Raw genomic sequence first — 13,268 nt, forward strand, 5'->3', positions numbered from 1 at the left:
CGGTTAGCACTCGACAGAAATGAGTGCTAATAAAACGAAAGAATGGAAATTTTGTAAGGAGGAAATAGATATGAAATTAGTACCATTAGGAGACAGAGTTGTATTAAAACAGTTAGAAGCAGAAGAGACAACCAAGTCAGGTATTGTACTTCCTGGTCAGGCCCAGGAAAAACCTCAGCAGGCAGAAGTTGTTGCTGTAGGTCCGGGCGGAGTTGTTGACGGCAAAGAAGTAAAGATGGAAGTTGCTGTAGGCGATCAGGTTATCTATTCCAAATATGCCGGAACAGATGTAAAACTTAACGAAGAGGAATACATCATCGTAAAACAGAGTGATATTCTGGCAATAGTAAAATAATAAATAACGATTAGAATTTATAGGAGGAATGTCATCATGGCAAAAGAAATCAAATACGGAGCAGAGGCTAGATCAGCTCTGGAAGCTGGCGTTAATAAATTAGCAGATACAGTAAGAGTAACACTGGGCCCAAAAGGAAGAAACGTAGTGCTGGATAAATCTTTCGGCGCTCCTTTGATCACCAACGACGGTGTTACTATTGCAAAAGAAATCGAGCTGGAAGACGGATTTGAAAACATGGGCGCTCAGCTTATCAAAGAAGTTGCTTCCAAAACAAACGATGTAGCAGGTGACGGTACTACAACAGCTACAGTTCTGGCTCAGGCAATGGTTCATGAAGGAATGAAGAACCTGGCAGCAGGAGCAAATCCTATCATCCTGAGAAAAGGTATGAAAAAAGCTACAGAAGCTGCTGTAAGCGCTATCCAGGAGATGAGTAAAAACATTGAAGGCAGAGACCAGATCGCAAGAGTAGCTGCTATTTCTGCAGGTGATGATGAAGTAGGCGAAATGGTAGCAGAAGCTATGGAAAAAGTCAGCAAAGACGGCGTTATCACTATCGAAGAGTCCAAGACAATGAAGACAGAACTGGACCTGGTAGAAGGTATGCAGTTTGACCGCGGATATATTTCTGCATACATGGCAACAGATATGGATAAGATGGAAGCAGTTCTTGAAGATCCATATATCCTGATCACAGACAAGAAGATCACAAACATTCAGGACATTCTGCCTCTGCTGGAGCAGATCGTTAAAACAGGCGCTAAGCTGCTGATCATCGCAGAGGATATCGAAGGTGAAGCACTGACTACTCTGATCGTTAATAAATTAAGAGGAACCTTCTCTGTATGCGCTGTAAAGGCTCCTGGATATGGCGACAGAAGAAAAGAAATGCTGAAAGATATTGCAATCCTTACAAACGGTACAGTTATTTCCGATGAACTGGGACTGGAATTAAAAGACGTAACTATGGATCAGCTGGGACGTGCAAAATCCGTTAAAGTTGAAAAAGAAAACACAGTTATCGTTGACGGTATGGGCGACAAAGAAGAAATCGCTGCAAGAGTTGCTCAGATCAAACATCAGATTGCAGAGACAACATCTGATTTCGACAGAGAAAAATTACAGGAAAGACTTGCAAAACTGGCAGGCGGCGTAGCTGTTATCCGTGTAGGCGCAGCTACAGAAACTGAAATGAAAGAAGCAAAACTTCGTATGGAAGATGCTCTCAACGCTACAAGAGCAGCTGTTGAGGAGGGTATCATCGCAGGCGGCGGCTCCGCTTACATCCATGCATCTAAAGAAGTTGCCAAAGAAGTAGAAAAACTGGAAGGCGACGAGAAGACAGGTGCAAGAGTTGTACTGAAAGCTCTGGAAGCTCCACTGTATCATATCGCTGCAAACGCAGGTCTGGAAGGCTCTGTGATCATCAATAAAGTAAGAGAGTCTGATAAAGGTGTTGGATTCGATGCTTTAAGAGAAGAATATGTAGATATGGTAAAAGAAGGAATCCTGGATCCTGCAAAAGTTACAAGAAGCGCACTGCAGAACGCTACAAGTGTTGCAGGAACTCTGCTGACAACAGAAGCAGTTGTTTCTACTATTAAAGAAGACACACCGGCAATGCCGGCTGGCGGACAGGGAATGATGTAATCCCCGAAAAATCGCTGCAATGACAGGATGTGCTCCCTTTCCAGGCAGACAAGAAACTGATAAAGACTTGCTGCCTGGCAGGGAGCATTTTTGTTTCTTGCAACAGAAATTTTTTTGTGATACACTGATTATCAGAACATATGAAATAACAGGAGGAACGTAAGATGACGGACATGTATTCGGAGCTTCTTGTAAAGAAGGAGACTACCGGAAAAGATCAGGCAATTAAGATTCTGATCATTGCGCTCATTGTGCTTACGGCAGCAGCCGGGCTGCTGATCACCCCTTTGGCGTGGGTGCTGACTATCGGATTGGGTATTGCGGCATATTTTGTATTACCCCTTCTGGACCTGGAATATGAGTATGTATTCGTAAATGGTGAACTGGATATTGACCGGATTGCTTCCAAAGCTAAGAGAAAGAGAATGAAAAGCTTTGACCTGGCTAAAATGGAAATGATGGCTCCGGTAAATTCTCACAGGATGGACTATCAGAACCATAATACGAATTTAAAGGTCCTGGATTTCTCATCAGGAAATCCCCAGCACAAAATTTTTGCAATGATCATTCCGGATGACAACAATGTATATAAAGTTCTTCTGGAGCCGGACAGAGAGCTGATAGATAATATCGCAAGAAGCTGTCCGAGAAAAGTTTTTCTGGATTGACAGTTTTGTCGTAATTTGTTATATTACTGTACTATAAACAAATTGAAGGGAGAATGAAAATGGGTAAGATTATTGGCGAAGGCATTACTTTTGATGATGTTCTGCTGGTTCCGGCGTATTCAGAAGTAATCCCCAATCAGGTAGAATTATCAACTTGGCTTACAAAAAAGGTAAAGCTGAACATACCGATGATGAGTGCAGGTATGGATACAGTTACTGAGCATCGTATGGCGATTGCCATGGCGAGACAGGGCGGTATCGGAATCATTCACAAAAATATGTCTATTGAAGAGCAGGCTGAAGAAGTAGATAAGGTGAAACGTTCTGAAAACGGCGTTATCACAGACCCATTTTTCCTGTCTCCGGAACATACGCTGGCAGATGCCAACGATCTGATGTCTAAGTTCCGCATTTCAGGAGTGCCTATTACAGAAGGAAAGAAACTGGTAGGTATTATCACAAACCGGGATTTGAAATTTGAAGAAGACTTTTCCAGAAAGATTAAAGAGTGTATGACTTCAGAGGGACTGGTTACTGCCAGAGAAGGTGTTACTCTGGAAGAGGCGAAAAAAATCCTGGCGAGATCTAGAAAAGAGAAACTCCCTATTGTAGATGAAAACTTTAATTTAAAAGGGCTTATCACCATCAAGGATATTGAGAAACAGATTAAATATCCTTTGTCCGCAAAAGATGCACAGGGCAGACTGCTGTGCGGTGCCGCAGTAGGAATTACAAATAATGTAATGGCCAGAATTGATGCCCTTGTAAATGCCCATGTGGATGTAGTGGTTGTGGACTCCGCACATGGACATTCTGCAAACATTCTTCGGACAGTACGGGAGATTAAGGAAAAATATCCGGATCTTCAGCTGATCGCTGGTAATGTTGCTACAGGTGAGGCTACTAAAGCATTGATCGATGCAGGAGTAGATGCTGTTAAGGTTGGTATCGGCCCTGGTTCTATCTGTACAACCCGTGTGGTTGCCGGTATCGGTGTGCCTCAGATTACCGCTATCATGGAATGCTATGAGGTTGCCAAGGAGTATGATATTCCGATCATCGCTGACGGAGGTATCAAGTATTCCGGCGATATGACCAAAGCTATCGCTGCAGGCGCCAACGTCTGTATGATGGGAAGCATCTTTGCAGGATGCGACGAGAGCCCTGGAGATTTCGAACTGTATCAGGGAAGAAAATATAAAGTATACAGAGGCATGGGCTCTATTGCAGCCATGGAAAACGGCAGCAAAGACCGCTATTTCCAGGAAGATGCAAAGAAACTGGTACCGGAAGGCGTAGAAGGCCGTGTGGCTTACAAAGGTCATGTAGAAGATACAGTATTCCAGCTTATCGGAGGAATCCGTTCCGGAATGGGATATTGTGGAGCAAAGGATATTGAGACTCTGAAGAGAACAGGAAAATTTGTAAAGATTTCTGCAGCAGCTTTAAAAGAATCTCATCCTCATGACATTCACATTACCAAAGAGGCTCCTAACTACAGTATTGACGAATAAGATAACAAAACACAGAGATATACGAATTTGGAAATGAGTATAGAGCAGAGGGGTTGCTGTAAACACGGCGGTCCCTCTGTTTTTTGCTTTGTACTGCAGCTTAAGAGGAAACGCTCTATGAAAAGACAAGAGTACGGAGAAAGCTACGAAAAAAGAAGAACAGAAAGAAAAAAACAGAGAAAAAAAGAAAGGCTTCGCAGGATTACAATTTTTGGCACAGCAGTCCTTACAGCTTGTGTAATCGCAGCAGGAGGCAATCGGATTACTGCGGCTATGGAGGAACAGCGGCTTTTGAAGGCCAGAAACGAGTCTTTTGTAGGGGCTCCTCCCTTTCAGGTGGACCTCCTGGAGGCGAACGAGTATTCCAGGCCGGGAATCCCTCTGGAAGAAATTAACGGAATCGTAATCCACTATACGGCAAATCCGGGAAGTACAGCTCAGAATAACAGAGATTATTTTGAAGGACTAAAAGACAGCCATGAGACAAAGGTGAGCAGCCATTTTGTGGTAGGAACTGAGGGAGAGATCGTCCAGTGCATTCCAAGCTCAGAGATTGCCTATGCCTCCAATTCCAGAAACAGTGATACGCTGTCTATAGAGTGCTGTCATTTAGATGAGACAGGAGCGTTTACAGATGCAACTTATACTTCACTGGTACGTCTTACAGGATGGCTGTGCTATCGATTCAATCTTACCAGCGAAGATGTGATCCGCCACTATGACGTAACAGGAAAGATATGCCCGAAATATTATGTGGACCATCCAGAGGCATGGGAACAGTTTAAAGAGGACGTGGAAGAACAGATAAAAGTTGTGGAGCAGGAGGTAGTGGCTGCGGAGGGGGAATAATATATGGAAGGTGTAGTAGAAAAGAAAGAGATATGTGGAATTAAAAAAGTGCGGGATTACTGCAAATCGCATATGTGGTGTTCGTTCGCAATGGCAATATTAGTTGCGATTATTTTGTTGATGACTATAATGTGGGTTTATATGAAAAATCAATATTATACTCATCTTGTAGAAACTACATATACCACGGAAGAAGCACTGATGAATTCCGTCAGGATTAATATGAAGAACCAAATGGAGACGTATATTAATTTGGGATCAGGACTTTCAATAAATGAAGAGACGGTAGATGCTATCCAGGATTTTGTGACAGGAGATGTGGATGCACAGACTAATAAAGACATGAGTAACGCTTTAAAGTCAGCAGCTAGAAGTTCTACTTTTATTGTAGGAATTGCAGTGGCTTCAGAGGAGGGGATCATATATCAGTATGATAAAAACGAAATGAGAATTGCTGGTTCAAGACCCATTTGGGAGGAAGACAGTGAAGAGATGATCAAAGAGGTTTTTTCAGAAATCAAAGAAAAAAATGGAAAAAATGAAATACCTAGATATAAGATTATCACACATCCTATGATACATCCTAATATGGAAAGTTTAGGCATGATTCATATTGCCTTTCCACTTAAAAATCTCAATTCTTATCAGAATGTAGAATATATGATGCTGGTTTCCTTTCAGACACAGCCTTTGACCAGTTTCCTTAGACAAATGAACCAGAATCAAGAAGAATATATACAAGCTTATATTGAGGACAGCGAAGGGGAGATCATGCTCCATACTCAAGGAAGGGAATATATGGGAATACGTTCATCAGATTATCAGAAGGAAAACCAGCTGACTGGGCTGACTGCACAGATTGGAAATTATGGCTGGACGCTTCATGCAGTGATTGACGAAGAAATGCTGATGAAAAAGGTGGACACTATATATGGACAGATGGTAATTATTTATGCTGGGGCTATATTGATTATTCTATTGATTCTCTTTTGGACTACGAACCGAATTCTCCGCCCCGTGAATATTATAAGCAACTCCATTAAAAGAGTAGAAGACAGTGAGACAAGAGAACAGATTGCTATTGAAGGGACCAATGAAGTTTGGCAGCTTGCCCAGGAATATAATAATATGCTTCAAAAAATCAGAAAAGCAGCCCAAGATGTAGAGGAGCAGCATGATAAAGTGATAGAGTCTCTGAAGATGAAGCAGCGGGCTGAAAGAGAGGCTTTAGAATCTCAGATCAATGCTCATTTTATTTGTAATATGCTTAATGCAATTAATTATGAGGCTATGGAAAGCGGAAATTTTAAAGTCTCCATTTTACTAAAAAAGCTGTCTAATATTTTAAGGTATACTTTTGACCAGAAGCACCAGAATGTATACATGTTTCAAGAGATTTCCTGGATAGAGCAGTATCTTTTCCTTCAAAGGGAACGGCTTGACAATGCCTTTTCCTATGAGATTGATTTTGATTCGGACTATGATAACTGGCCCTGTAGAAAATTAATGCTCCAGCCCTTTGTGGAAAATTCGATTGTTCATGGATTTGAAGGTATGGAGAATGGCGGAAATATTAAGATAACCGGAAAGGGATATAAAGAATTTTTAGAAATCATCATAGAAGATAATGGACAGGGGATAGCCGAGAAGAGAAAGGCTGTCATACAGGAAATTTTGGATGACCCTATGCTTGCAAAGAAAAGAGAAGTGGGGATTGGTATTTCTAATGTTATTACGCGAATGAGAATGCATTATGGAGAAAAAATGAAAGTGGAATTTTGGACAGAAGAGGGGAAAGGAACTAGATTTGTTTTTATTCTCCCTATGCCAGAATAAAAAAGATGTGATGAGGGTGAGATATTTATGAGGATTTTAATTGCAGAAGATGAAAGAAGAGCAATGAGGGGATTAAAAAATTTGATTGTCTCTATTTCTGAAGAGTACGAAGTTGTAGCAGAGGCCTCGAATGGACGGCAGGCACTGGAAATGGTACAGATTGTAAAACCCGATGTAGTTTTCACAGACTTAAAAATGCCTTATATGGATGGAATGTCTTTGATAAAAGCTGCTCAGGCTGCGGGAATATCTGCTCAATATGTGATCGTTACAGCGTATGAAGAATTTGAGGCGGCCAGAGAAGCAATCGTACTGGGAGTCAAAGACTATCTGGTGAAACCGATAACTTATGATGAAGTTTATGATCTTATGAAGCGTCTGGAGAGAAAAAAGGGAGTAGACGGAAGTGAACAGATAGGAAAGCTGAAGGAAAGATATCCGGACGCCCATCCTTTAGTAATAAAGTGTCTTAATTTTATTGACAATGGATATGGATCAAAGATTAATCAGAAAGAACTGGCAGAGAATTTAGGGGTATCTCAAGAATATCTATGTTATCTTTTTAATAAAGATATAGGAGAAACTTTTACAAAGTTTTTAAAGAACTATCGAATAGAGACGGCAAAAAGACTTCTGCTAGCAGGTTATCCTAGGGAAGAACTTCCCTATCATGTAGGGTTTTCAGACCCGAAGTATTTTAATAGAGTATTTCGGGAGACTGTAGGAATGAGCGTTGGGGAATTTGTGGAAAAAAATAATTCTATTATATGAGATTGATATAATCTTACAGAAACGGCGTTAGATGATGAGATTATTGTCTAGCGCTATTTTTATGCTGAAAAATATTTATCTTAAAATTTTCTCCCAATATTAAAAATTTACCTTAAAATTTTCTTCCAAATCTTAAAATGAGAAGTTTCGTATAATATGACGAAAATGTATAATAAAAACATCAAAAAATATACAAAGTGTAAGGAGGAAAAGATATGAAAAAACGATTTCAAAAGCTAGCAGCTCTATTTTTGGTCGGCTCATTAACTGCAGCTCTTGTATCTGGTTGTGGAGGCTCATCAGGAGGAAGCGATTCAGGGGATTCTTCAGATGGTGGAAGCTCATCGGGAGAACCAGCAGAAGTAACCTTGTGGCATTATTTTGAGGCTGAGGCACCTGCATTTGAGGCACTGATCGAGGAATACAATGAATCTCAGGATGCCATCCATATTACGCCAACGTTTGTTTCCAGGGAAGAATTGATGAATCAGTATACAATTGGTGCCGTTTCCGGAGAACTTCCGGATATCGGAATGGTGGATTCACCAGATATGGCTTCTTATATTTCTCTGGGGGTTTTTGAGGACATTACAGAGGATATACAGGATTGGGAAGATTTGGAGAACTTCTATGACGGTCCACTGTTAAGTGTTCAGGATGCAGAAGGACACTATTACGGTCTGCCACAGAATTCTAACTGTCTGACACTTTGCTGCAATATGGATATCTTGAATGCGGCAGGTTTTGATGCTCCTCCTACTACATGGGAAGAGTTCAGAGAAGTATGTGAGAAGACAACAGATACAGCAAATGGTGTTTATGGATTCTCCATGTGCGCTATCGGAACAGAAGAAGGTACTTTCCAGATTCTTCCATGGATCTGGTCAGCAGGCGGCGATATTGATAATCTGACCAGCGAAGGTTCTGTGAAAGCTATCCAGTTCCTTACAGACCTGGTTCAGAATGGATATATGAGCAAAGAAGTTGTAAACTGGCAGCAGTCTGATGCATATAACGCATTCTGTGCAGGAAAAGCAGCAATGTTTGAATCTGGTACATGGCAGCTCCAGGATATTGATGAGAAGATTAACGGCGCATTTAATTATGAATATGCATTGCTTCCAATGGATCAGGAATATGCTTCCTGTATCGGAGGTGAAAACTTTGGCGTCTGCACAGGCACAGAATACAAAGATGAATGTGTAGATTTCCTGAAATGGTTTATGAGTGCAGAGAAAAATGCAGAGTTTACAGCTGCAGCAACAAAACTTCCTGTTCGTTCTGATGCTGTTGGACTCCAGGAGATCTTTACAACAGATGAGAGATATGCAGTATTTAATGAAGCGATGAATTATGCAAAACCTCGTGGACCACATGCTCAGTGGCCGACATTGTCAGAAGCTTTATATAATGCAACACAGCAGGCTATGTTGGGAGATCAATCTGTTGAGGATGCTCTTTCTGCAGCTGCAGCTGTTATCGATCCGATTCTTGAAGAAGATCCTCTTCCAGAATCTACAGCCGGCGGAGGCGTAGCGGAGGATGTTAACCAATAAAATTACATAGTCCTATAGTTTATGCTAGATAAATAATGAGGGAGCCTCGGAAACAGTCTGGTATCCGGCTGGATTCCGGGGCTCTTTATATAGAGTCAAAAGAAGGGAGTGCATGAAATGAAGCTGAGTATAGCTGCAAAAAAGAAAAGAGAAGCATATATTTTTATTCTTCCCGGATTTCTGTATTTGCTGATTGTCTGTGGATATCCATTGGTTTACAATGTAGTGTTAAGTTTTAAAAATATGAATGTTAAAAATATGGCGACTGGCACATCTGTATTTGTCGGGTTAGAGAATTATAAGACTCTGTTTGCAGATCCGACATTCCAGATGGTTTTTAGAAATACCATTATTTTTACATTGGCTTGTCTGGTTATTCAATTTACTATTGGATTCCTGTTTGCGATGTTTTTTTCAAAGAAATTTACGCTGGCAGGACCTGTGCGTGGATTAATCCTGGTAGGTTACATGATGCCGATGTCTGTTACAGCTCTTTTAGGAAAAAATATGTTCCTGCTGGACGGAGGCGTTATTAATGATCTTCTTATGAAACTGCATATAATTTCTACGCCTGTTGACTGGCTGGTAAATGGAGGAACCGCATTAGCTGCAGTTATTGCAGTAAACTGCTGGGTAGGAATTCCTTTCAATATGCTCCTTTTGACATCTGGATTAACAGGTATCTCTGAAGATATCTATGAAAGCGCATCTATTGATGGAGCTAATAAATTTCAGCGATTTTTATATATCACTTTGCCTTTGATGAAGCCTGCAATGCTTTCAGTATTAATGCTTGGATTCATCTATACTTTCAAAGCATTCGACCTTATGTATATCATGACGTCAGGCGGTCCATATAATTCTACAGATGTTCTGGGAACTTATGCTTATTCCAAAGCTTTTACCCAGTATGAATTTTCTCAGGGCTCTGCTATTGCTATGATATTGTTCGTATGTCTGTTCCTGGTTGGCCTGTTTTATCTGAAATTATTAAGTAAGGAGGATGACTAGAATGAGTAATGAGAATGTAAGAACTGTTAAAAGACATTATTGGCAGACAAAAGAAGGACGGAGAAATGTGATCAACTGTGTTATTGCAGTTTTGATAGCTATATTCTTTCTGTTTCCGATCTACTGGCTGATCCAGATGTCATTTAAAACAGATATGGAGAGTTTCGGAAAAATTGTTACATATTATCCTCATGAATTTACCATAGACCCATGGCTGCAAAATCTTCAGGACGCAGATTTCCTTACATCATTGCGCAACAGTGTTCTTATCGCATTCTGCGCAATGCTGATTTCCCTAGTGTTTGGCGTACCAGCGGCATATGGAATGGGGCGTTATCAGGTAAAAGGCACAAAGTCCTTTATGCTTACATTTTTGGTAACTCAGATGCTTCCTGCATCCGTAATGCTTACACCTATGTATTTGACATTTTCAAAGCTGCATTTGCTGGGGACTTATTGGGCACCTGCTATTGCAGTTGCTTCAGGCTCAGTTCCTTTTATTGTGGTAACATTACGTCCATACTTTAAGAGTATACCGGTTTCTCTTGATGAGGCGGCCAGGATTGACGGATGCGGTGTGTTCCGCTCTTTCTTTAAGATTATGATACCTACTATAAAAACAGGTATTATTACAGTAGTTGTTATTTCATTCTTAAATGGCTGGAACGACTTGATCTATTCTATGACATTCAATGTAGATGCAGATATGAGGCCTTTGACAGCAAACATACGTAAGTTCCAGAGTAAATATGGAACAAAATGGAACTGTATCATGGCATATGGAGCTATTTTGGTTATCCCCGTTATTTTGGCCTTTGTCTTCCTCCAGAAATATATCGTAGGCGGTCTTACTGCCGGAGCGGTAAAAGAGTAAGAAATAAAACAGGTAAATATTTGACTAGTTTTCTATATGATTTGGCTGGCATAGAAGAAGGCTTAAATCTATAATCAGAGCTATAGAAAGGAGTAGTATTATGACAGACATTATCAAAAGAGAGGGGGAGCCTACCGGGGACTTCCGCTCAGACAACAAATTTTTATTAGGGTATTTTGAAGTGAAGGACAATGCCCTTTATTACCGCTATGACGCAGAGCGGGTGATCGTGGAACCATGGGGAAAAAACAGCCTCAGGGTCAGGGCCTCTAAGATGCCTGAAATGCCTCAGGAGCTCTGGGCACTGGATAAAAAGCCGGAAGATGACCAGCCGGAGATTAGGATTCATGAATTCAGCGCGGAGATTAAAAATGGTAAGATCAAAGCAGTGATCAATAACATCGGAAAGATTATTTTCTACAATCAGAAGGGCGAGACGCTTCTGGAGGAGTATGTACGTAACCGGGAGGACATGTTTGCGGATACCTGCAGCTCTCTGGAAGTAGAAGCCAGAGAGTTTAAGCCTATCATTGGCGGAGACTATCAGCTTACTATGCGTTTTGAGTCTAATCCTAATGAGAAAATCTATGGCATGGGACAGTATCAGCAGAAATTCCTGGATGTAAAAGGCGCTGAACTGGAGCTGGCTCACAGAAATTCACAGGCCAGCGTACCCTTTGCCCTGTCCTCTTTGGGATATGGATTCCTCTGGAACAACCCTGCAGTAGGAAGAGTAAGCTTCAACAAAAATATTACTACCTGGGTGGCCCAGTCTACAAAGAAATTAGATTACTGGATCACTGCAGGAGATACTCCGGCAGAGATTGAAGAAGCTTATGCAGACGCTACAGGAAAGGTTCCCATGATGCCGGAATATGGTATGGGATTCTGGCAGTGCAAGCTCCGGTATCAGACACAGGAAGAACTGCTGGAAGTAGCCAGAGAGTATAAGCGGAGAGGGATTCCTATTGATGTGATCGTAGTAGACTTTTTCCATTGGCCAAAACAGGGAGACTGGAGATTTGATCCCACTTATTGGCCGGATCCTGATGCAATGATACAGGAATTAAAGGAAATGGGAATTGAGCTGATGGTATCTATCTGGCCTATGGTAGATTACAAGAGTGAGAATTTTGAAGAGATGAAGGCCAAAGGACTTCTCACAAGAGTAGAGAAAGGCGTTCGCATTGACAATACTTATATGGGAAATACGATTCAGTACGATCCTACCAACCCGGAAGCCAGAGAGTATGTCTGGGGTAAGGCAAAGAAAAACTACTATGATAAAGGGGTTAAAATCTTCTGGCTGGACGAGGCAGAACCAGAATATACAGTTTATGATTTTGAAAACTATCGTTATCATCTGGGGCCTAACGTACAGATTGGAAATATCTATCCTGCCATGTATGCCAAGACATTTTTTGACGGTATGAGAGCTGAAGGCCAGGAGGAAGTTGTAAACCTGCTCCGCTGTGCCTGGGCTGGAAGCCAGAAGTATGGAGCATTGGTGTGGTCCGGGGATATCCATTCTACTTTTGAAAGCCTGCAGAACCAGTTTGCAGCAGGATTAAATATGGGAATTTCCGGAATACCATGGTGGACCACAGATATCGGAGGATTTTTCGGAGCGAATATTTACGATAAGGACTATCATGAGGTCTTTGTCCGCTGGTTTGAGTATGGAACCTTCTGTCCGGTAATGCGGCTTCATGGTTACCGGATGCCTTATCAGCCTCAATACGGAACTACCGGAGGCGCTGAGTGCGTGTCAGGAGCTCCTAATGAAATCTGGTCCTATGGGGATGAAGTATATGAGATCTGTAGGAAATACATAGAGTTGAGAGAGGCCATGCGTCCTTATATAAGATCCCTGATGGAGGCTGCTCATGAGAAAGGAACACCGATCATGCGTCCGCTGTTCTATGATTTTCCTGAGGATAAGATATGCTGGGACAATGAAAGCCAGTATATGTTCGGACCGGATATTTTAGTTGCTCCGGTTATGGAGAGGGGACAGAAAACGAAAGAAGTTTATCTGCCGAAGGGATATACCTGGACAAACCCATGGACCAAAGAGAGCTTTGAAGGCGGACAGACTGTGACCGTTGAAACTCCATTGGAGCAGATTCCATTATTCACTAAAGGAGAATTTAAACTGGAGGTATAAGTTTCTGAAACGCC

The 13,268-nt window shown here is 41.5% G+C and carries 11 protein-coding genes; all 11 read left to right on the forward strand.

Annotated elements, in window-relative coordinates:
• The first annotated feature begins 70 nt into the window (after positions 1–70).
• Positions 71–355 (forward strand): co-chaperone GroES, encoded by a 285-nt coding sequence (gene groES, locus B5G33_RS05110; protein WP_087269966.1) that lies wholly within the window; start codon positions 71–73, stop codon positions 353–355.
• A 36-nt stretch (positions 356–391) separates the two neighbouring features.
• Complete coding sequence (gene groL, locus B5G33_RS05115; protein WP_087269969.1) at positions 392–2,008, forward strand: chaperonin GroEL; 1,617 nt, start codon at positions 392–394, stop codon at positions 2,006–2,008.
• 164 nt (positions 2,009–2,172) lie between these two features.
• The gene (locus tag B5G33_RS05120) at positions 2,173–2,676 is read left to right on the forward strand and encodes a DUF6106 family protein (protein ID WP_087269971.1); all 504 of its coding nucleotides are present in this window, start codon (positions 2,173–2,175) and stop codon (positions 2,674–2,676) included.
• A gap of 59 nt (positions 2,677–2,735) precedes the next feature.
• A complete protein-coding gene (guaB, locus tag B5G33_RS05125; RefSeq protein ID WP_087269974.1) occupies positions 2,736–4,190 on the forward strand; it encodes an IMP dehydrogenase in 1,455 nt (484 codons plus the stop codon).
• Positions 4,191–4,307: 117 nt separating this feature from the next.
• The gene (locus tag B5G33_RS05130; RefSeq protein WP_087269977.1) at positions 4,308–5,039 is read left to right on the forward strand and encodes a peptidoglycan recognition protein family protein; all 732 of its coding nucleotides are present in this window, start codon (positions 4,308–4,310) and stop codon (positions 5,037–5,039) included.
• A gap of 3 nt (positions 5,040–5,042) precedes the next feature.
• Entirely contained in the window at positions 5,043–6,875 is a 1,833-nt protein-coding gene (locus B5G33_RS05135; protein ID WP_087416932.1) for a cache domain-containing sensor histidine kinase, read from the forward strand.
• A 27-nt stretch (positions 6,876–6,902) separates the two neighbouring features.
• Entirely contained in the window at positions 6,903–7,646 is a 744-nt protein-coding gene (locus B5G33_RS05140; protein WP_087269984.1) for a response regulator transcription factor, read from the forward strand.
• A 215-nt stretch (positions 7,647–7,861) separates the two neighbouring features.
• Positions 7,862–9,202 (forward strand): ABC transporter substrate-binding protein, encoded by a 1,341-nt coding sequence (locus B5G33_RS05145; protein WP_087269987.1) that lies wholly within the window; start codon positions 7,862–7,864, stop codon positions 9,200–9,202.
• A gap of 117 nt (positions 9,203–9,319) precedes the next feature.
• A complete protein-coding gene (locus B5G33_RS05150) occupies positions 9,320–10,213 on the forward strand; it encodes a carbohydrate ABC transporter permease (protein ID WP_087269990.1) in 894 nt (297 codons plus the stop codon).
• A gap of 1 nt (position 10,214) precedes the next feature.
• Positions 10,215–11,087, forward strand: a complete 873-nt coding sequence (locus tag B5G33_RS05155; protein WP_087269993.1) for a carbohydrate ABC transporter permease — start codon at positions 10,215–10,217, stop codon at positions 11,085–11,087.
• Between the two features lie 100 nt (positions 11,088–11,187).
• The gene (locus tag B5G33_RS05160) at positions 11,188–13,254 is read left to right on the forward strand and encodes a glycoside hydrolase family 31 protein (protein WP_087269995.1); all 2,067 of its coding nucleotides are present in this window, start codon (positions 11,188–11,190) and stop codon (positions 13,252–13,254) included.
• Positions 13,255–13,268 lie beyond the last annotated feature (14 nt).

It is taken from the genome of Blautia sp. An81, from assembly GCF_002161285.1.
In the GTDB taxonomy this organism is placed as follows: Bacteria; Bacillota; Clostridia; order Lachnospirales; family Lachnospiraceae; genus Blautia; species Blautia ornithocaccae.